Origin of the sequence: Saccharothrix algeriensis (assembly GCF_016907655.1) — a bacterium.
Lineage (GTDB): Bacteria > Actinomycetota > Actinomycetes > Mycobacteriales > Pseudonocardiaceae > Actinosynnema > Actinosynnema algeriense.
The window spans coordinates 2,318,212-2,337,814 of sequence record NZ_JAFBCL010000001.1 but is presented as its reverse complement, the minus strand read 5'-3'; the positions used below and the strand labels follow the sequence as shown (position 1 = coordinate 2,337,814).

Annotated in this window: 18 protein-coding genes and 1 pseudogene; 11 read left to right on the top strand and 8 right to left on the bottom strand. The window is 71.4% G+C overall.

The window, feature by feature from the left end; genetic code table 11:
- The first annotated feature begins 13 nt into the window (after positions 1–13).
- The 3 genes from JOE68_RS10425 (at position 14) to JOE68_RS31075 (ending at position 1,957) form a co-directional block, all read left to right on the top strand.
- A complete protein-coding gene (locus tag JOE68_RS10425) occupies positions 14–469 on the top strand; it encodes an NUDIX hydrolase (protein WP_204842107.1) in 456 nt (151 codons plus the stop codon).
- Positions 470–606: 137 nt separating this feature from the next.
- On the top strand, positions 607–1,629 hold the full coding sequence (locus JOE68_RS31080; protein WP_239562203.1) for an RHS repeat-associated core domain-containing protein: 1,023 nt from the start codon (positions 607–609) through the stop codon (positions 1,627–1,629).
- Complete coding sequence (locus JOE68_RS31075) at positions 1,616–1,957, top strand: hypothetical protein (RefSeq protein WP_239562202.1); 342 nt, start codon at positions 1,616–1,618, stop codon at positions 1,955–1,957. The genes JOE68_RS31080 and JOE68_RS31075 overlap by 14 nt, the downstream gene beginning before the upstream one ends.
- A 99-nt stretch (positions 1,958–2,056) precedes the next feature.
- Here the strand turns inward: JOE68_RS31075 and JOE68_RS32435 are convergent.
- The 7 genes and pseudogenes from JOE68_RS32435 to JOE68_RS10390 form a co-directional block, all read right to left on the bottom strand.
- Positions 2,057–2,560: pseudogene (locus tag JOE68_RS32435) on the bottom strand (transposase); the annotation flags it as partial.
- Positions 2,561–3,027: 467 nt separating this feature from the next.
- Positions 3,028–3,474, bottom strand: a complete 447-nt coding sequence (locus tag JOE68_RS10415; protein ID WP_239562201.1) for a hypothetical protein — start codon at positions 3,472–3,474, stop codon at positions 3,028–3,030.
- 2 nt (positions 3,475–3,476) lie between these two features.
- Positions 3,477–4,655 carry a DUF6973 domain-containing protein gene (locus JOE68_RS10410; RefSeq protein WP_204842105.1) on the bottom strand — a complete coding sequence of 393 codons (1,179 nt, stop codon included), beginning with the start codon at positions 4,653–4,655 and terminating at the stop codon, positions 3,477–3,479.
- A complete protein-coding gene (locus JOE68_RS10405) occupies positions 4,655–4,951 on the bottom strand; it encodes a hypothetical protein (protein ID WP_204842104.1) in 297 nt (98 codons plus the stop codon). The genes JOE68_RS10410 and JOE68_RS10405 overlap by 1 nt, the downstream gene beginning before the upstream one ends.
- Before the next feature lie 628 nt (positions 4,952–5,579).
- Positions 5,580–7,862, bottom strand: coding sequence for a GmrSD restriction endonuclease domain-containing protein (locus JOE68_RS10400; protein WP_204842103.1), 2,283 nt, complete (start codon positions 7,860–7,862; stop codon positions 5,580–5,582).
- A 286-nt stretch (positions 7,863–8,148) separates the two neighbouring features.
- Positions 8,149–9,906 (bottom strand): hypothetical protein, encoded by a 1,758-nt coding sequence (locus JOE68_RS10395; RefSeq protein ID WP_204842102.1) that lies wholly within the window; start codon positions 9,904–9,906, stop codon positions 8,149–8,151.
- A 262-nt stretch (positions 9,907–10,168) separates the two neighbouring features.
- On the bottom strand, positions 10,169–10,813 hold the full coding sequence (locus tag JOE68_RS10390) for a helix-hairpin-helix domain-containing protein (RefSeq protein ID WP_307819619.1): 645 nt from the start codon (positions 10,811–10,813) through the stop codon (positions 10,169–10,171).
- 411 nt (positions 10,814–11,224) lie between these two features.
- Here JOE68_RS10390 and JOE68_RS10385 point away from each other — a divergent pair, with 411 nt between their 5' ends.
- From JOE68_RS10385 to JOE68_RS10360, 6 genes are all read left to right on the top strand, one after another.
- Complete coding sequence (locus tag JOE68_RS10385) at positions 11,225–11,545, top strand: hypothetical protein (RefSeq protein ID WP_239562200.1); 321 nt, start codon at positions 11,225–11,227, stop codon at positions 11,543–11,545.
- Positions 11,546–11,561: 16 nt separating this feature from the next.
- Positions 11,562–12,215, top strand: coding sequence for a WXG100 family type VII secretion target (locus JOE68_RS10380; protein ID WP_204842100.1), 654 nt, complete (start codon positions 11,562–11,564; stop codon positions 12,213–12,215).
- 8 nt (positions 12,216–12,223) lie between these two features.
- Positions 12,224–12,634: a YbaB/EbfC family nucleoid-associated protein gene (locus JOE68_RS10375; RefSeq protein WP_204842099.1), complete on the top strand. Its 411-nt coding sequence runs from the start codon at positions 12,224–12,226 to the stop codon at positions 12,632–12,634.
- A gap of 1 nt (position 12,635) precedes the next feature.
- On the top strand, positions 12,636–12,974 hold the full coding sequence (locus tag JOE68_RS10370) for a hypothetical protein (RefSeq protein WP_204842098.1): 339 nt from the start codon (positions 12,636–12,638) through the stop codon (positions 12,972–12,974).
- 463 nt (positions 12,975–13,437) lie between these two features.
- On the top strand, positions 13,438–14,046 hold the full coding sequence (locus tag JOE68_RS10365) for a hypothetical protein (protein ID WP_204842097.1): 609 nt from the start codon (positions 13,438–13,440) through the stop codon (positions 14,044–14,046).
- Entirely contained in the window at positions 14,043–17,195 is a 3,153-nt protein-coding gene (locus tag JOE68_RS10360; RefSeq protein WP_307819618.1) for a helicase HerA domain-containing protein, read from the top strand. Before JOE68_RS10365 ends, JOE68_RS10360 begins: the two co-directional genes overlap by 4 nt.
- 48 nt (positions 17,196–17,243) lie before the next feature.
- Here JOE68_RS10360 and JOE68_RS10355 read toward each other — a convergent pair whose 3' ends face one another.
- A complete protein-coding gene (locus JOE68_RS10355) occupies positions 17,244–17,492 on the bottom strand; it encodes a hypothetical protein (RefSeq protein ID WP_204842096.1) in 249 nt (82 codons plus the stop codon).
- A gap of 214 nt (positions 17,493–17,706) precedes the next feature.
- Between JOE68_RS10355 and JOE68_RS10350 the strand changes: the two genes are divergently transcribed.
- Together JOE68_RS10350 and JOE68_RS10345 are read left to right on the top strand one after the other, a co-directional pair.
- Positions 17,707–18,612, top strand: a complete 906-nt coding sequence (locus JOE68_RS10350; protein WP_204842095.1) for a sigma factor-like helix-turn-helix DNA-binding protein — start codon at positions 17,707–17,709, stop codon at positions 18,610–18,612.
- A complete protein-coding gene (locus JOE68_RS10345) occupies positions 18,609–19,574 on the top strand; it encodes a sigma-70 family RNA polymerase sigma factor (RefSeq protein ID WP_239562199.1) in 966 nt (321 codons plus the stop codon). The genes JOE68_RS10350 and JOE68_RS10345 overlap by 4 nt, the downstream gene beginning before the upstream one ends.
- Positions 19,575–19,603: the final 29 nt, after the last annotated feature.

Here is a 19,603-nt window from a genome sequence, read left to right as displayed (position 1 = left end):
CCGACGAGGACCCATGGCCGACCGTCACCTGATCGACGTCCACGTCCTCCTCGTCCGCGACGACGACGTCCTGCTCACCCGCCGCCGTGACACCAATGCGCTCTTCGACGGCCTGTGGCACCTGCCCTCCGGCAAGCTCGACGCGGGGGAGTCGGTCCTCGACGCCGCCGTCCGCGAAGCCGAGGAAGAAGTCGGCGTCCGACTCGACGCCACCGACCTGCGCCTGGTCCACACCCTCCACGTCAACGGCTCGGGCCCCGAACCCCGCCTCGGTCTCTTCTTCGAAGCCCGCCGCTGGACCGGCACCCCGACCAACCGTGAACCCGACAAGTGCTCCGCGGTCTGCTGGTTCCCCCTCGACAACCTGCCCGACCGGCTCATCGACTACCCGGCCGCCGGCATCCAGGGCTACCGCGCCGCGGCCACCTTCGGCACCCGGGGCTGGGCAAGGCAACCGGTGGCACTCTGATCGGATCGTCCGAACCGACACCTCGGGAACGAAGCCGCCTCAGGCGCCGTCCCACACGGGATAGCGTGGCGCGATTTCCACGTCGCGGGAGCGGGAGCCGATGACCGATCCGTTGGCCAACGTGCAGCGCCTGGTCGATGACTGGGAGCGCAACGCCGAGGAGAAGGCCGCGCGGTACGAGTCGATGCGGCAGGCCGGAGACCGGCTGGCACTACAACCACTTCCGCTACTACGACCCGGAAACCGGCCGGTACGCCCCACCCGACCCGCTGGGACTCGTGCCGTCGGTCGAGCCCGGCGCCTACGTGCCCAGCCCCACCCGGCAGATCGACCCGCTCGGCCTGCAGGGCTGCGACGTCAGCGGTGACGAGGCCAAGCAGCAGGCCCTCGCCGACGCCGGCGTCCCGCCGGGTTCCGAGCCCCTCGACAGCCGCATGGTGCCGTCCACCACGCCGAGCGGCAGGCAGATCCTGGACGAGGACTACCAGCCCGTCTACTTCCCCGAGGAGATCTACCTCAACAACCGGGACGAGCTGATCGTGTTCCAGGACCACTACACCGGTCACCAGTTCGATGAGGGTGGAGTCGGCGACCAGCCCCCGCACGTCCAGTGCGACCCTACGAGAACACCCGCAACGGCCAGGTCCCCGGAGCGCAGGAGCACTACTATCACAACCCCGAGCTGGGCAGACCGACTCCTGCCCGATGACGCCAAGCTGCTGGCCCGGTTCTACCCACAGGGACCGGACTTCACCGGCCTGGTCCTGCGATCGATCCGTTTCGAGCGCCGCGGGCCAGGCTGCACGCTGCGCGTCGACCTGCCGGTCGCCTCGGACGTGCCCGGCCACAGCCGCGTGCAGGCGCACCTGGGTTTCCTGGCGGTCGAGGACGTCCGGCTGTCCGGTGCCACGCTGCCCGCCACCGTCTCGATCGAGTTCGAGGAACGGCCGAGGGCGAGGCCGGCCGTGTCGGTGACCGGTGAGTCGCTGCGCCTGACGCTGACGTGCGCCGAACAGTTCCGCTTCGGCAGGATCAGCACCCACAACTCACCCCCGGACGCGGTGGGCGACGGGCCGCACGAGTTCGCGAGCAAGCTGGACCAGCGGCTGTACGCGGCCGTCCCCGGACCGGAGATCGACACCTACCATGAGCACATCTGACCTGTCGGCGTTCGCGCTCTACGCCCTGCACTGGGACGAACGCGACCAAGCGATCACCGCGTCCTTCGAAGGGCCGCTGGACGAGGCCGCCCGCCGGACGTGGGAGGCGCCGCCCGAGCACGACTGGATCCGGTTCCACCTCAGGTTCGCCGCGGTTGACGACGTGGAGGTGCGCGGCTGGAGTTACCAGCTGCCCCTCGGGGTCGAGCAGGTACCGGCAGGGGAGCGGGTGTCGGTCACGGTGACGGGGGAGGGCACCGACGTCCGGTTCACCTCCGCCCCTGCCGTGCGGGTGGGCGGTCGAACGTCCAAGGCCGGGTCGCTCTGACCAGCACACGCCACGGCACCGAGCCGTCTCCTGAAGCCCCACGACCGGTGGTTCACCCAAGGTCAGCTCCGGAGTCAACGGTGCATCGGCTACGCCGCGCAGGGCGGAGTGTTCGCGGTTGGCGTTGCGGTCGGTGGGCGAGTGCTCGCCGCCGCCGTGGGCGCGGCGGGTGGGGACGATGACGGTGGTGCCGCGGTAGGCGTGGTCGCCCGGGGTGGGGGTGCCTTCGAGCAGGGTCTCCCAGCCGGTCTCGGCCAGGGCGGTGCGGTCGTGGGTGCCGCCCCGGCAGGGCGTCGACACCGCCAACAGCGCGCCGTCGGTGTCGGACAGGACCTGGATCGACAATCCCTGGCGGCGGCGTTTGCCGGAATAGTTGCCCCGCTGCCCGGCGCGGTTGCCGGTGGGGACCAGGGTTCCGTCGACCAGCGCCGGTCGCCCGCGCAGCACCTCGGGAACCGGTGGGGTGTGCAGGCACAGCACCTGGCCGATCAGCGGCAGGAACCGGCGCAGCACGCGGGGGACGGTGGGCTGACTGATGCCGAACAGGTCCGCGAGCACCGTCTGGGGCATGTTCGTGCGCAGCGCGATCAGCGTCAGCAGCACGCTGCGGTAGACCCCCGGCAGCGGTGGTCGCCCCCGGCGCGGCGGCAGGACCTGCGCGATCCTGGCCACCAACTCCCGGATCAGCTCCTGGGACAGCCCGGTTGTAGACTCGTAACGCAACAGCTCCGCCCGGTGGTCGTGTTCTGTGAGAGGAAAACGATCCTACCGGAACGGAGCTGTTGTCCTATACGAACCCACACCGAACTGAATAACGCTCAACGGCAGCGCGGCGCGGTAGAACAGCACGTGAAGCCCCTGAGTGTGCTGGACGATTTTGGTCGAGAGTTCTGCTACCAGGGGCTTCGCCATGTCCGGGCGCCGGCTCGCCGACCACCGCCGATTTGTGGTCGACGCCCCTTGCACGGCAACACATCCAGATCAGGCGGAGCGAGGCTCAGCTTGTAGGCTGCACTTCGCCGCAGTTGGCATGGATTGGCGGTTGTTGGACGCGGTTCGTTCTGACGGGGTCAGCGGCCTGCGGGGTGCCCGTCCGGGCCGGTCATGGTTATGGCGCCATCGCGCGCTTGCAGGACCACGTCCGCGCGGTACTCGCCGTCGGCGAGCGCGGCGAGTTGACCGAGGCTGACCATCCGCACGGTCTCGCCACCACGCTGGAACACCAGCAGGTTGCCGTCCTGGACGTAATCGCCGTCGTAGGTGCCGTCGCCGTCCAGTTCGACGGGCCGACCCAACTCCTGCTCGATCCGCGTGCCGGTTGCGGGCCCGGTGAGGACGCGCACTGAGGTCCAATCGCCGGGTGCCAACTCTTTGAGTTGTCTGGAGTCGTCCGAGCGGGCCAGCTCGCCGATCGCCTTTTCGAGGTTCTCGTCGAATTCCACCGTCACTCCCGAAGCGGTCTCGCTGCATCCTGCCAGCAGGGCGAGCAGTGCGATGAGGGTCAGTATCGAGCGCATGATCAGTACTGGTCCGGAGTGGCCGACGGCTTGCCGGGGTCGTGGTCGTCGTTGCGCCCGGGGTTGTCCGTGGGCCACGGTGCTTTCTTGGTCTCGCGAGTCTCGCCGGGTGGCACCTCGTTGGAGGGCACGAGGGTGTCGTTCTTGTCGATGACCACCATCTTGCCGTCCTTGACCGCCTGTTCGACCAGTTTCGCCAACTGCTGGGGACTCGCGTCCGGGTTGGCCTGCGCGATGCTGCGGCCGACCTCGTTGTTGTGCAGATCCATGCCCACCGGGATGTGGTGGCTCGACGGATTGCGCTCGTGGGCGGTGGCGAACTCGCGGGCCCACTCCTCACCGTACCGCTGCGTCATCAGCGCGTTCCAGTAGGCGTGCCGGAAGGCGTCCGCGTGCCCGTCGGTCCCGCCCTTGCCGTCGAACTTGCCCTCAGCGACGTGCAGCGCGTCCTGCCGGATGTCGCCGAACTCCTTGAGGCCGAGCAGTCCCTTGCGCATCTGCAGGTCGTCGAGCATCTCCGCCTCGGCCTGGGTGACGCGCTCCTTCCTGATGCCTCTGCGTTCCGCGAGCCAACCGGTCAGACCGCTCGGCCAGATCGTTGTGCCATCGGTCTTGACCTGGTACTTCTCCAGCAGCTCGCGGTGCCGCCGCTCATCGACCACGCGGTCTTCGCCCGCCGTCGCGGCCGCCGCCAACGTGGTGGCCCCCGCGTCGCCGATCCCGTCGGACAGGATGCGCTTGAGCACGGAGTTCAACTCCGTGTCGATCTCGGCTGCGCGGGCCAGGATGCCCTGCACCTCGGCTTGGAGGATCGCGATGTCCAGGAATCCGCCGACGTCCGAGGTCCTCACGACGGTGCCGTTCTCGATGCGGTAGCCGTTCTGCGCGGCGAACTGCTCGGTCGCCTCGACGCTGCGGACCAGGTCCCGCGCGGACTGCTCGGAGTCGTCGACGACCTTCCCCGCCGCGGACAGTCGCGCGGCGAGTTCCTCGAGTTCCTGACGACGGGCGCGGAGATCGTCGGCCGCCGCTTCTGATGCCTTCCCGGTCCACTCGGCAGGCTTGGCGCCGTCGAGTTCGTCCTGCAGGCCGATCACCTGTCTCTTCTGTGCAGAGAGGTGGTCGCCGACCTGTCCGATGACATCCGGCAGCCACTGCCTGACCTCGGACCACGTGGCCATCAACGGCCTCCTACCCCGCCGAACCCCCGCTCGGCGTCGTCGTCCTGCGCCTCGTAGTCTTCGGCGGCCGCAGTCAGCGCGTCCGCGTAGGAGTCCACACCTCGGGCCCACTTGCCGGTGGTGGCCTCCCAGTGCGGACCGAGCTCGCCGGCGGTCCCGGCGGACTCCGTGCCCGGCAGTGCGGTGGCGAGCTCCGCCACCCGGCCCAGCTCCAACTTGCGCACGACCCCTGCGGCCTGCTTCGCGGCATCGGCCGCGGCGCGCAGCGCTTTCGGATCGACATCGAACCCGGTCATCTGCCCCTCCCCGGACATGACTCAGGGTATCAGTGCTGTCGCAGACTGTGTCCTGGTTTATGCGGGTACCAGAACACTGAAACCCTCGACGCATGTCTCGACCGTGAGGACTGGGCCGCACGGCCCGTTCACACCAGATAGGCGGCCGGCCTGCCACTGCCGTCGCGCCATCCGCATCGGGCACTGTCGTCGGTTCCGGCACGGCCTGCCTCCACGGCAGTGAAGACACTCGAGCAGCCGTGGCGCGACCTCGAGGTGACGTAGGAGCGGGTGCGCAGGGCCGGAGACGAGCAGTTCGTCAACCGAGTGGAAGTAACGGGCAACCTCCTCCGACGAGGCGGCCACGGCGGTGTGGCATGAGTGGGGCGAGCGGTCGACTGCGGGCCGAGTTCCGTGCTGCACGAGGAAAACGCGTGTTCGACGGTCTGGTCCGGCCTCTTCGGCTATTCATGCTGCGGTGGGCGGAGCAGATCTGGAGTAGGCGGTGGAGTTGAACGACGTGCGACGGCTCTGAACGGCATCGGCTGACGGGATTTTCTCCACTTGTGCTGATCAGGGCACTTGGTGGGCCGCGCTGACAGAGTGATGCTCAGCTTGTTGGCTGTACTTCGCCGTAGTGCGCCACCCATCAGGACGGCCAGCGGGTGCTGATGTACTCGTGAGCCTCGCCGATGCCCAGTTGCCGTGTGGTGTTGTTCGCCCGTACGAAGAACGCCTCGTCGCCGCGGCTGGTTCGGGTGTAGACCGGTTTGGACGAGGGGGTGACGTCCACCAGCACGACCCAGCGCCCGTCGACCTGCTCGGGCCGTGCCCTGGTGTGCAGGGTGACGGGGCCGGCGCCGCAGGCGGAGATGAGACCGGAGGTGATCGCGTTGACGTACTTGTCGATGTCCATGCCGCACAGCCGGAAGTCGTCGTCCAACCCGACTACCTGCTTGTCGTCGGAGATGCCGATGCCCAGGGTCCCTCCTGTGCCGCTGTTGAGGAACGCGGCCACGCTCTTGACCACGGCGTCGCTCGGGAACTGGGGCTTGCCGGATTGTGGGCGGTGCCCCACCCCGGTCTGCTTGAACTCCAACTCGGACGACTCCTCGCCGGCCAGCAGCTCCGCGACCGACGGCCCGGCCCACGCGCTGCCGCCGGTCGCGCCGGGCACCGCGGCGGCGCCGGTCCGCAGCTTGTCGAACGCCGTCCTGATGACGAGCGCGATGTGCTTGCGCCGCCGCTCCAGGAACTCCTCGTACTCCAGCTGCTCCCACCCCTCCGGCAGCGCGTGCAGGAAGCGGACGCGGTCGCGCTGGTCCGCCGGGACGTGCGCCTCCCACAGCTTGGGGAAGTACTCGGCGGGCGCCTCGTGGGCGGGCTTGCCGCCCGTCGGCCACTCGACGAACACGTAGTTGGCCAGTTGGTTTCGCCGGCTCACGGACTTGATGCCCAACGACTCCAGGTGCTTGCGCCGAAACAGGTGGTCCCGGTCCGCCGCGCTGCGCTGCCCCGACGTCGGGTCGAGGGCGTCGCCCACCTTCACCGGGGCGAAGAGCACGTCCGCGTCGAGCAGCACGAGCGCTGCGTGGTAGGCGAACAGGCTCGGCGAGTAGCCGGCCGAGGTGGCGAGGAGGTCGGGCATCGTCACCTCCCAGAAGTCGTTGGTCAGCTGGGTGCCGATCACGGAGTCGAGGACATCGACGAACGCGGCGGCGTTCGTCGCTTCGGTGAACCGGCGGAGGTCCTGCTCCATCCGGCTTTCCGAGGAGCCCGTGTACCGGCCGGTGATGACGCACATGAAGAACCAGCGGGCGATCACCGGCCTCAGCTCGTGGAGGCCCATCCCGAAGTCGCGTCGTCCGACGAGGAACGCGATGTAGCAGAACACGATGGTGAAACGGGATGTGATCATCGATCCGCTGCGGTACCCCGCCTGCCGGAGGGCGCCCAGGAACCCGTGCCAGTTGTCCAGGTCGAGGACGTGCTGCTGCGCGGTGCGCAGGACGTCGAACTGGCGCAGCCGCGCCTCCTCGGAGAACCTGCCGGTCTCCACGTCCTTGCCGCGCAGCACGGGGTAGACGGCCTGCAGGCGGGCGCGCCGCAGCCCGAGGCCGACGGTCACCCGCAGCAGCTCGTCGGGGCTCGGCATGATGAAGTGGTTGAAGGGCGACGCCTCGCCCAGCGACGGGAACCGGGCGACGCGGCAGAAGTCCTCCAGGTCCCGGCGACCGGTGTCCCAGTGCACCGACATGAGGGTCAGGATGAAGTCCGCCTGCTTCAGCTCGACGCCTTCGGAGTTGATCCGCACGAAGATGTCCGCGACTTCCTCCTCGGAGGCGTTCGCGGAGATCTCCAGTGCGGTGAACGGGTAGTCGCGCAGGTCGTAGAGGCGGTCGATCGCATCCATGATCTGGTCTTCTTCGACGTCGTCCACGTCCCGAGCGGCGCGCAGGCGCTCGATGAACTCGGTCTGGAAGCGGCGCCTGGTCGTCGCCCCCGCCCACAGCTGCGACACGTCGCCGATGAACTCGGGGTCCTGGTGGGTGGCCGCGTCGGCCACGGCGAACCGCTGGTCGCGCGGGCGGAACGCGATGGCCAGGTGCGACTGCCGGTACTCGTCGTCCACCACAGGTCGGTTCTTGATCACCGAGTACAGCGAGGTGAGCCGCTGCTGCCCGTCCACGATCAGGCGTCGGGCGACCTGCTGCTTGTCGTTGACACCGATCTGGCGGGTGCCGGCGGGCACCGCGGGATTCTCCCAGAACAGGAAGTAACCCACGGGGAACCCGCGGTACATCGAGTCGAACAGGTCGCGGACCTTCGTGCGGGACCACACGAACGGCCGCTGGATGTCGGGGAGGCCGATGTCGCCGTCCTCGATCTCGTCGAGCAGCTTGGACAGCCGGTAGCTGACCTCTCGGAACATCGCCTTCACCAACGTGACTCCCCGGTTGCACGGCAGTGGCCACCGGCAATGTATCGGGGGAGGCGGCACGTCCGCGCGCAAGTCGCAGTCGCGGCCGTCCTGTGCGGAGTGCGGTTCGGCTTGTGACTGCGCTTCGTCGCAGTTGGCGTGTATCGGCGGTTGTCGGGCGCGGTTCGTTGATGTGGTGTGGTCGGTGCGTCTCGGGTGTGGCTGCGGCGCGGATCGTCCGGTGGGACCAGACCTGGTAGGTGTCCTGGACCGCGCACGCTGGTTTGCGGAGTGGTGGTCAGGTCGTGGCTTCAGGCCCAGTCGGTTCGGGAGTCCTCGTGCCGGCACTCTCGCTCTTCTCGTCCGCCTCGATGGAGATGTGGCGCCGCCGTTGGAGCTCATCGCGTTCAGCGTCCGGGATCGCCATCGACTCGGCGAGCACGGCGGCGAGCGCGTCCACTCGAGTGTTGTCGATATCGGCGTGGAAGAGCCACCGGATGTTCTCGTCGCGCGTGATGAGGTCGATCGCCAAGCGAGAGCTTCTGTCCTGCGCGGTTGTTGATCGGACGTATCGAACCTGGTCGATCGGGATGCTCTGACGGATCTCCGCTTGCTCGAGGAATGCGTTCGCCTTGGCCGTGATGATGCGGCGGTTCGTGACGGCGATCAGGGTGTTCACCGTGGCCTTGTCCCTCGCTGCGGCCAACTTCTCCTTCGCTCCGCCGACGATCGCGGAAATGGGGCCGAGGGGGTCGAGCTGGTCGGGGAAGCCGAGGACGCGCAGGACCTCACCGTCCTCGAAGAGCCATCGCAGAACGCGGAGGTACGGCCCTGGGTCCAGCGACCCGGATGCGCAGACGACGTCCGGGGCCTCGAGCGGAGGGACCGGCGGGCGGAGGGCGTCGGCGAGAGGACCGATCGCCTCCAGGAGCCGGGCGGAGACCTCGCGGGCCGCCTTCACGTCCTTCCGCTTCCCCGGCAGCGGCCACGCGTCGGGGCCGCGGAGCTCGGCGGTGATCCGCAGCTCCCGCGCCAGCGCGTCGACGAGGCTCGTCGTCCCGGCGAGGGCGGAGTCGAACTCCGCCCGGGTGTCGCGCGCGATGACCTCGGCGTAGTGCGCCTCGGCGGCGTCTTCCCGTCCAGCGGCTCTCGCCCTTGCGGCGTGAAGCGCGTGATACCCGGTCCACGCCTTGAGGGCGGACAGAAGGGCGTTGACGTCGAAGGCGATGACCTCGGCGTTCGTCTGCAGGTACTCGCGGTGGCTGCGTGCGTCGGCCTCACCGATCCGCCTGACGTGGTCGCGGACGTTCCCCTCGTAGAGCTCGAGCTGCTTCTGCAGCAGCGCTCCACTGCCCGCGACGTCCTCCCACAGGGACGTCGGGACCGACTCGATCTCCCGCGCCTGGTCGACCGCGCGATCGATGGCGGCGACGAGCCCTGTCAGCTCGGCCCACTGATCCTTGCGGATGGCGGTGAGGACCTGGCTCGTCACCGAGAGGTTGGTCCTGACGAGGCCCGAGACCTCGCTCAGCATCATCTGGAGGGCGAGCATGGCCAGCGCCGGCCCCACCGAGGCCGCGGTCTGCGCCTTGCTCACCGCATTCACGGGGTAGAAGCGGGCCTGGTGCACGACGCGACCGGACACCATCACCGCTCCGAGGTTCCCGCCGTCCTTGGCGGCGAGCGTCGCGCCGTTGTTCAGCAGGGCCTGTGCCGTGTGGCCGATCCTGTAGAGCCCCTGCACGCCGGCGAACGCGTTCCCGAGGTTGCCGGCCACGGTCGCCGCGTTCCCGATCGAGGCGAGGATCGCCGAGATCTGCTTGCGGTCGGCAGCCGGCACGATCCCGAAGTCGACCAGATCGGGCTTCAGCTCCGGCGGGACCTCACCGGCGACGACAGCCACTCCCGGGAGCACCTCCACCAGGACCGTCGACGTCGTCGCCGGGTCGATGTCCGAGTCGGACGTCGGATCGTCGGCAACAGGCGAGTCGGTGGTATCGCTCCGGCCGTTCTCCTCAGGCTCGGCGATCTCCATCGAGTCCGCAGGGTCCTGCATGCGATCTCCTCCCCGCAAGCGCGCGCAACGGCCGGACCTCGTCGGCGTCGGCTGCCGAAGTCTACGGCTCAACGCCTTGCGGGCAGCCGAATCCGTCGGGTGCACCCGTGCGAGCAGAGGTGCCGGAAGGAAACGGTGCTGGGGCGTGAAGAGCGACGTCGTCCGCGGTTCCCGCGGGTGCGGCGCGGTGGAGTGGTCGGCGGCGCGCGAGAGCGAGTGGCGCGCTCGAAGGCGCCGGCGGATCTTGGGCAGGGATGCCGTATCAGGAGTAGACAACCGCTCGTTCGCGGATCAGGTCCCACGCGGTGACGTCCAGCTCGGCGAGGACGAGCAGTTCGTCGACCGACTGGAAGGGGACGGGGTGCTGCCGGCGGGCGCGGTTGATCTGCTCGGCGGCGTGGGCGTCGAGTCCGCAGCACTGCGCGATGACGGACGGTGGTGCGGTGTTGATGTCGACCAGGCCGCCGTCGTCGTACTGCCGTGGCAGGTCCGGTCGGCCGATGCGGAGGTCCCGTGCGAGTGCCGGGTCGCGCGCGACGAGTGTGCGGGCTTCCTCTCGCTTGGCCCGCAGGGCCAGTGCGGCGGCGACGGCGGGGTCCGCGGCCCAGGGTTGCGGTGGCTGCGGCGGCCGGGCGGGTTGGGGCAGCCCGTAGACGTCGCGCCGGATGCTGCTGAGCTGGATGCAGGCCGCGACGATGACCGCGATGGCGCCGATGCCGCCGATCGTGCTGCGCAAGTCCGTGGTCGATGCTGCGGACTGGTCCTGCGAAGGCGGCATGATGAACAGCAGCGCGATAGCCGCTGCTGCGTAGAGCGCGGTCCACCACCGGAGCGATGGCCTCCGCAGGCGGTGGGCGGCGTGGGCGAAGGGCACGGCGGCGAAGATGCCGGCGCTCGCGATCACCACGACGAAGTACCACGTGCCGGGTGCGCGTCGGGCAAGGCTCATGATCGTGGGCCTTTCAGGGCATACGAGGTTCCTGCTGACGGCATATCGCAGGAAGGCTCCGAAGGGTTTCACCGGATGCACGGCCCGGTGCGTGACCGGTAGCCGGGTAGTCGGTGCTTCCCGTGGTCGGCGCGGGAGGTGCGGGCCGGCCTGCCGGCTCCGGGCCGGGCGGTGGTCGGCGGTCGAGTCGCCGGTGGGGAAGCGTCGGCTGACTCGCCCAGAAGGCTGATGTGCCCCGCTCGTCCGCCTGTTCGCGGCTTCGGAGGGGATTGCTGCTGTTACATTGCGGCACGAGTTGATCGCAGGGGGTGACGTGGTATGGGGACTCCAGGGCGGGGGTACGCGCTCGACCCGGCCGAACTCGATCGCTTGAAGGCAACGCTCGAGTCCGCGGGGGAGGCGCTGGGCCTGCGGGACTTCCGCACGAGGGCCGGCCTCGAGGGCAGCCTGACGGTGCAGTCGGTGAGCCCCCACGAGAACGTCGAGGAGACCGTCGACGAGGTGGTCCGGGCGTTGACGAAGTTCGTCGACCAGGACTACGCCCGGACCGTCCGGGTCGTGCAGGACTTCATCGACCGGGTGCACACCGCGATCGGGACCGCGGTCGACGGCGTCCACCGGACGCAACAGGAGTACCTGGCGACCGAGCAGTCGGTCGGGGACGGTCTGCGCCGGGTCCACCCGGGGTGACCAGGAGGGGGAACGCGTGGGCTTCCTGCAGTCGGTGATCACGGACTCGTTGCTGTCGGACGCGGGGGAGATCGACGGGTTCACCGCCCGCTACGCCCCCGGGCTGCCCTCGGTCGAGGCCACCTTGAGGGTCGTCAGGGAGATCGACCCGGAGTCGTTCCGCAGGATCGGGCGGGACGTGTGGGGCACGGGGCAGTCCGACGGCGCGGACGAGCTGGGTCGCGCGATCGACGCGTGCGTCAAGGGCCTGGAGACGGCGGCCAACCAGGCTTCGGCGTGGACCGGCGAGGCGAGCAACGCCTACACCGAGCGCGTCAACCGGATGAAGCAGGCGCTGGGCGGGATGCGCAAGCCGGCCCACGACGTCGGCCAGGCGCTGGTCGACCTCGCCGACGGCTTCGAGTTCAAGGCTTCGGACATGTGGAACAACATCTGGAGCGCCGTCGGTTTCGCGCTCGGGATCATCGGTGTCATCGCCGGCATCGTCGTCGGCCTGACCGGGGTCGGCGCGGTCGTGGGGCTGGTCCTGGGCATCCTCGGCGTCCTGGCGGGCCTGGCCGCGTGGTGGCACTCGCAGAAGTTCAAGGCCGACGAGCAGATCGCCAAGTGCGCCGGGGCGTCCGCCGACGCCGTCGGGGCGATGGAGTCGCTGGGCAGGATTCAGCCCTAGGAGGGGCCGTGGACCCGCAGGAGATGGTCGCGCAGGCGCAGGAGCGGTTCGCCAGGATCAGGAACGATCCCGAGAAGGCTTTGTTCAGCCAGTACAAGGGTGTGTCGCCCAGCGGTGCGGTCACGGTCTGGGTGGACATGATGGGCAGGCTCGTCCGGGTGCGCATCGCGCCCGGCACCCTCTACGAAGGCGGGGAGCCCTGGTTGGCCGAGGAGGTCGTGGCGGCGCACGGGGCCGCCAAGCGGGCTGCCGAGGTGCTCGACTTCGACATGGCCGACCTGGCGCGTGAACTCGACGACGCGCTGCGGTTGAAGCAGCGCGTCACCGCCGCGCCCGAGGCCCCGCCGGTCGGGCGGCCCGGCGGCGCGCACCGCCCCGATGACGACGAGCCGTTCGAGAACCGCAGCCACCTGCGCTGACATGCCGCGCCTCCTCGTGAACGACCGCGGTCTCGCGTTGGCGTGCGCGCTGGTCTTCGCGACCCTCCTCGGGGTCGCGGTGCTCGGCCTCGCCCAGGTCGCGTCGACGTACCAGTGGTGCGGGCAGGACGTGGCGGGGCGACCGGCGTCGGCCGAGGCGGTGGCGGAGCTGCGCCTCGACGCCGCCCCGGCCGTCGTCTGCCGAAGCGGCGCGGCGATCCTGGAGGTGCCGGTCGCGCCTGCCGTCGCGAGCGTGGCGTTCGCCGTGATCGGCATGGCGATCAGCCTCGTCACCGTGATCGTCACCGCGCGGCGTGTCCGCGCTGCCAGGCTGAGCTGACAGCGCGAGCGGCTTCCGGCCGTCCGTGCGCCCGTGGTGGGCTGCGCACCGCTCGGAGGCGCGACGCGGTTCGCCGGCCGCCGGAAGCCGCCGACCGAAGAGCCGGAAATGCCGTTCCCGGTACGGGTCCGGGTTGTCGGTCACCTCACCGGGGGCTTCGGGCCCGACAGCACGGGAGCGCCCTCCGGGGCCGGGTGACGTGCCCGGCCTGCCGCGGTTCGCGCTGTCCGGTCACGACCCGGGCGGTGCTCGTGCTGGACTGACGCCCGGTCGGCCGGCAGCGTGCCGTTCGCGCGCGGGTGGACCACCGGCGGACCTGCCTCACCGCCGTCCCGGTACTCCCCGAGCCGGGCTCCTCGCCCGGGGTCGGAGGCACCGGCGCGAAGCACTGCGCCGTGGTGGTGCCGGGTGGCTTTACAGTCGTCGGTCGAGGACGCGGATGACCGCGGGAACGGGAACGGGGATGTCCGAGGAACGGCTGACCATGCGTGAGCGCGCCGCACTGCTGGTGCTGATGGCGGAAGCGCGCGAGTTGACCAACGCCGAGTTGCGGGAACTCGCCGGCTTCACCCTCGACGGCGCGTGCCGCCGTCGCCTCAACGACCTCGGGCTGGTCGTCAGCACCAAGACCGGCCGCGCCTACGTGCACGACCTCACCGACGACGGCGCCGTGCGGTGCCGGGCCGAGCTGTCCGGCCGACGGCCGCCCCGAGCCGGTTACGCCGGTGGGGCCCTCTACGCGCTCCTGGCCGGCCTGCGACGCCACCTGGACGCCACCGGCGGCGCCCTCGGTGAGATCTTCACCCCCGACCTGGCCCACCGGGTCGAAAGCGCGTACCGCGCGCTGGCGCCCCGCCCCGGCGACGCGGTGCCCCTCCGCGCGCTGCGCGAGCACCTCGACGACGTGCCGACCGACCGGCTCGACCGGGCGCTGACGGCCCTCGCCGACCGCCCCGACGTCCACCTGCGGGCCGAGGCCGACCAGAAGTCGCTCACCGAGCAGGACCGGCGGGCCGCGCTGGTGCTCGGCGGCAGCCCCCGCCACACCCTGCTGGTCGAGGCGGCCGGGTGAACGAGGAGCAGCGCCACGCGCTGTCGTCGGTCCAGTTCGGCTGGGCGGTGACCCCGGACGACATCTGGAGCCCCATGGACCACCACGTCGACGGCCTGCACCCGCGCGCCGTCGAGGCCGTCACCCACGCGGTCGCCTCGGCCCGGCGGCGCCCGCAGGCCGGCCCGATGGGCGTCGTGCTGCGCGGGGAGCGCGGCGTGGGCAAGACGCACATGCTCGGTTGGCTCAGGCAGCACGTGCAGCAGCAGGGCGGGTCGTTCTTCCTGCTCAAGCTCCTCGACGGCCACTCCTTCTGGACCGGTGCGGTCCACGGCGTGGTCGGCGGCCTGCTCGACCGCCAGGGCGGGCAGCTGGGGCACCTGCTCGGCGAACTCGCCCGCCTCACCGGTCAGGACCGGGAGACGGGCCTGCGCCTGACCGGCACCCTGCCGGTGCGCAGGCAGGACGTCGACGCCCTGCTCGACGGGCTGTTCCCCCTCGACCCCCAGGTCGCCGTCGAGTGCCAGGACACCCTGCGGGCCCTGGTCCTGTACCGGGCCAAGGGGAGGGCGCGGGAAGCCGGCAACGCCTACCTGGTCCTGCCCGACGGCGTCGAGGAGGCCGACCGGGCGGAGTGGGGGTTCCGCGCCCCGGCCCGGGCGCCGCAGCTGCTGCTCGGCGACCTGTCCAGGATCTTCGCCCTGGTGGGCCCGGTCGTCATGGCCGTCGACCAGGTCGACGGCGTCATCACCGGGTCCGCCGACGTGCCGGGGGAGGGGACCCTGGCCGACCGCCTGGCCGACGGGCTCATGCGGGTGCGCGAGGAGACCAGGCGCACCATCGTGGTGGTGGCCTGCCTGCCGCGCTCGTGGGACCTCATCGAGCACCACGCCGTCAACTCCGCGGCGGACCGGTTCCGCGTGCTCGACCTGCGCACGGCCATGCCGAGCGCGGCCGTGGCCACCGCCATCGTGGAGCGGCACCTGGGCAGCCGCTACGGCGAGATCGGCTTCACCCCGCCCCACGCCACCTGGCCCGTCCACCCGTCGGCGTTCGGAGGGCGCGACGTGGCCCACTGGACACCCCGACGGCTCCTGCAACGCGTCGACGAGCACATCCGCTGGTGCCTCACCCACGACGCGGTCGAGGAGCTGCGGGACTTCGCGGCCCCCGCACCCGAGCCCGCGGGCCGGCCCGCGGTGCTCTCGCGGGAGGCGGAGGAACTCGACGCCCTGTTCGCCCACCTGCGCGACACCGCCGACGTCACGGCTGCCCTGGACCACCACCGGGAGGACGAGCGCGTGCCGGCGCTGCTCGGCGCCGCCCTGCACTGCTTCGTGCTCGAACGGGGCGCCGACGGTCCCGCGCTGACCATCGACGCGTCACGCGGCGGCAACCCGCCCCTGCACGCCCGGCTGCGCCTCACCGTCGACGAGGCCGGCGAGGGCGAGGTCCACTGGTGCTTCCGCGCCATCGCCCACCCCCACCCGCGCGCCGCGCTCGCCCGGCTCAAGTCCGCCCACCTGGAGGCGGAACTGCACCAGGGCAACGACACCCGGCACCTGGTCGTGCTGCGCAACGCGCCCTTCTCCGGCGGACCGGCCACCACCGCGGCGTTGGCCGCGTTCCGCTCCGACGGCGGTGTGGTCCTGCCGATCGCCGAGAGCGACCTGCGCCTGTTCGGCGCCCTGGAGAAGATGCTCGACCGGTCACCGCCGGGTTTCCTGCCGTGGCTGCTGGCCCGCCGCCCCGCGAGCTCCTCGCCGTTGCTGGCCAGGGCGCTGGCCGACCTCGACCACCGCGCGGCGACGCCCGTGCCGCAGGCCCGCCACGACGACCCCGACCCGGAGCCGGAGTGGCCGGGGGTCAGCGGCACGCTGTCCGACACCGACCAACCCGCCGGGCCGGGAGTGCCCGCCGCCGATGACGAGCCGGTCGTGCGCCTGGGCGTCGGGACGGTGACCGGCAAGCCGTTCACCGTCCCGCTCGCCCTGCTGCGCAAGCACACCGCCGTCTTCGCCGGCAGCGGCTCGGGCAAGACCGTGCTGCTGCGCCGCCTGGTGGAGGAGGTCGCCCTGCACGGCGTCTCCTCGATCCTCGTCGACACCAACAACGACCTCGCCCGCCTGGGCGACCCCTGGCCCGCCGCGCCCGCCCTCTGGGAACCCGGCGACGCCGAGCGCGCCGACCGCTACCTGCGCGACACCGACGTCGTGGTCTGGACGCCCCGGCGCGAGGCGGGCAGGCCGCTCGCCCTCGACCCGCTGCCCGGCTTCGACCGCGAGCCCGACGACCCCGACGAGTTCCGCGCCGCGATCGACGCCGCCGTGGCGGGGTTGGCGCCGCGCGCCAACCTCGGCGGGCGCCGGGCCGTCACCGGGCGGGCCGTCCTCACCCAGGCCCTGGCGCACTTCGCCCACGGCGGGGGCGGCGACCTGCGCGACTTCCTGGCGTTCCTGGCCGACCTCCCGCCCGGGGTCAGCACCGTGCGGGACGCCCCGCGCCTGGCCTCCGACCTGGCGGACGGCCTCAACGCCGAGATGATCAACGATCCGGTGTTCGGCGGCGCGGGCGAACGCCTGGACCCCGGCGTGCTGCTGACCCCTCCCCCCGGCAAGCGGGCCAGGGTGTCGGTGATCAGCTGCATCGGCCTGCCCAACGACGACCAGCGCCAGACCTTCGTCAGCCGGCTCCAGCTCGCCCTGTTCTCCTGGGTCAGGCGCAACCCGGCCGGGGACCGGCCCCTCGGCGGGCTGTTCGTGCTGGACGAGGCCCAGACGTTCGTGTCCTCCCGCGCCACGACCGCCTCCACCCAGAGCACGCTGACCCTGGCGTCGCAGGCGCGCAAGTACGGGCTGGGCATGGTCTACGCGACGCAGGCGCCCAAGGCGCTGCACAACGTGGTCACCGGCAACGCCGCGACCCAGTTCTTCGGCCTGCTCAACGCGCCGGTCCAGATCCAGGCGGCCACCGACCTGGCTCGCGCCAAGGGCGGGCGCGTCGACGACGTCTCCCGGCTGCCCGCCGGCCAGTTCTACGGCGCCACCGAGGGAACCGGGTTGACCAGGGTCCGGGTGCCGATGTGCCTGAGCCACCACCCGTCCACGGCGTTGACGGAGGAGGAAGTCCTGGCGCGGGCCCGGGGCGCCGCCGACGGGCGCGGGGCCTGACGGCCGGCGCCGGTGGCGTCGTCCGCTCCCGGCGCCGGCGTCGACCGGTCACCTGCGGGCGATGACCCAGTTGAACAGGGCGGCTGCCGCGGCGGTGGCGGTGCACCCGACGAGGACGGCCTCGGCCGGGTGGTAGCGGGCCAGGGCGGCGAGCACACCGGCGCCGATGCCGGCGAGCACGGCAAGGGTCATGATCAGCGCGGCGCGCAGCCCCACCAGGGGAGCGGGGTCGCAGGGGGCGGGGTCGGAAGTGGTCATCGCGATCTCCTCGTCGTGGTGCGCGGTGGTGCCCGGCATGGCCCCGATCATGTCGGGGCTGTAGGTTCGCCGGCCCCGGCCGACCCACGGAAAACCGATTGCGATCACCGGCGGAAAACCTCGGAAAAAGTCGTGGGGCGCCGTTTCCGACCGGTCATAGAAGTGGTCGTCGTTCGTTCCCGGAGCGCAGCGGAGGGGAACGGGCCGCCGATGCCCCTCCGGGGTGAGGTGGCGCAGAGTCGGGGAGAGCGGGTTGGCAGGCGGTGGCGAGCGGTTCGGCGGGGTGCCGCCGCGTCGCGTTACAGACCTACAACCGGACGACCGCGCCGGCGCGCACGGCGTGGGCTTCGCCGGGGACGAGGCGCTCGCGGACGGAGCCGAGGTCACCGGACTGCCGGCCGGGTTCGGGCAGCAGGAGTGGGAACCGCAGTTCGACGCCGACGAGCACGCCGCCGCCGCCGTCGCCGAGCGCCAGGCTCGCTACCTGCGGCACGAGCAGGACCAGTTGCTCTACGAGGAGTTCGTCGTGGCGGGGTTCAGCGGGGCGAAGTACGAGATCTTCCGCGGGGAGATGGCCGCCTACGCGCTGCCGGTGGTGCGGTCCTGGCTGCGCCGCGGTCGGATCTTCGACCTCACGCACCGGCAGGGCCGCCCGCTGCGGGTGACCGACCACGACCGCGCCGGGCTGGAGGACGTCGACGAGCGCATCGGCTTGGCCCACGAGACCGTGGCCATGGCGCTGGTCCTGTTCCACCGACGGGCGGTGGCGGGCACGGGCTGGTCCCTTGACGGGGGTGCGGCGTTGACCACGTTCTTCGTCGGAGCGTGCGTGGCGGTCTTCCCCGGTGTGTTCCGCGCCTGGCAGCGCACCCGCAACCGGTGGGACCAGGTCTCGGGCGTCCGCATGGACGACGTCGACCCCGCCGCGCTGCGGACGCGCGACCACGCCGACCGGGTTGTCAGTCGTGAACGCGTCGTCGCCGAGCTGCAGCGCATGGACCCCAAGGTGCGCGAGGTGGCCGAGCCGATCGTCTGGCACGGCAGCAGCCACGAAGAGGTCGCCGCCGAACTGGGGGTCACCCCCCGCTCGGTGGAGGCTCGGCTGTACCGGTTCCGCGCCGAACGCCGACGACGGCGAAGGGGAGGGGAGTCCCGATGACCGGTGGAACCGGCACGGGGGCGCAGCGGTTGTCGCAGCGCAACCGGGCCATGCTCCTGCTGCGCCTGTACAGCCTGCTGCGGCAACGCCAGGAGACCGATCCCGATCCGCAGCGGCAGGTCGTCATCGAGCGCCTGCGACCGCTGCGGGACGAGGTCGCCCGCGGCGCCGACCCGCACGAGGCGGAGCGAACCGCGCTCGACCCGGCCCTGGAAGGTCTGGTCGACTACCTGCGCCTGATCGAGAGCTCGTCGCTGGGCACCGACCAGGCGCAGACCAACCGCCTGCTGTCCAGCCCCGCCGAGATCGACGACGTCCTGCGGCGGAGCCCGCTCCCCCCGCCCACGACCACGCCGAGCGGTCCGGGCCCGACCCGACCCGGCGCCGATGACCTCGAGGAGTTGGTCGAGGCGGCGAGCCGGGGCGAGGTCGGGGCCGGCGAGGCGCTGGTCTCCGCCATCCGGCCGCTGTTGCTGAGGTACTGCCGAGCGCGGATGGGGCGTGGTGAGCGGCTTCGGCTGTCGCCCGAGGAGGTGGCCGACGAGGTGTGCCGGGCCGTGCTGGTGGCGTTGCCGGCCCAACGCCACCAGCACGGCTCGTTCCTGGCGCTCGCCTACGGCGTTGCCGCGCACAGGATCGCCGACGCCCGCCACTCGTCGGCGCGCGGCCGGGCGCGGTCCGCGCCCGACCGGGCCGACGGCGCGGGCGACGAGTGGGAGGCGGTGCGGAGGGCCCTGGCTGAGGTGTTGTCCGGGAGCACGGGGCAGTCGTTGAACGCCCTGCCCGAGCGGCAGCGCGAAATCCTGGTGCTGCGCGTCGTGGTCGGGCTGTCCGCGGAGGAGACCGCCGAGGCGGTCGGGTCCACGCCGGGCGCGGTCCGCGTGGCCCAGCACCGCGCCCTCGTGCGCCTGCGGAAGGTCCTGGGCGGGAGTCCCGGGTCCGGTGCCGTCGAACAGCCCTGAAGCACAGCGGCCGGTTGTTCCCGCACCGG